Raw genomic sequence first — 386 nt, forward strand, 5'->3', positions numbered from 1 at the left:
GCTTCCCACTTTGTGGGATGCCGGGCGGGATCGTGCCAGTCGTGCCGGGTATGTTGAGTTGCCGGTGGGCGGGGTGCTGATTGTCGAGGGTGCGTTCCTGATGGGGGTCGGGTTGCCTTTCGATGTGGAGGTGCACCTGTGGCTTTCCCCTGGCGCGCTGAAGCGGCGTACGCCTGAGGATCTGGCGTGGACGCTGCCTGCGTACGCGCGCTATGACGCCGAGGCCGATCCATCGCGTGCCGCGTCCCTGACGGCACGGATGGACGACCCTCGGCATCCGGCACTGCTGTACTTCTAGCGAGTGTTCTTGCAGGCGAGTGTTCTTGTGGCTGTTAGTCGGCCGTCACTCCGGAGGCGCCGGCGGTGTCGGTGGCGGGGTTGGGGGC

At 66.6% G+C, this 386-nt stretch carries 1 pseudogene; it reads left to right on the plus strand.

Annotated elements, in window-relative coordinates:
- A pseudogene (locus tag KGQ19_RS48940) lies at positions 1–298 on the plus strand (uridine kinase); the annotation flags it as partial.
- Positions 299–386 lie beyond the last annotated feature (88 nt).

It is taken from the genome of Catenulispora pinistramenti (genome assembly GCF_018274385.1).
GTDB classification, from domain to species: Bacteria; Actinomycetota; Actinomycetes; order Streptomycetales; family Catenulisporaceae; genus Catenulispora; species Catenulispora pinistramenti.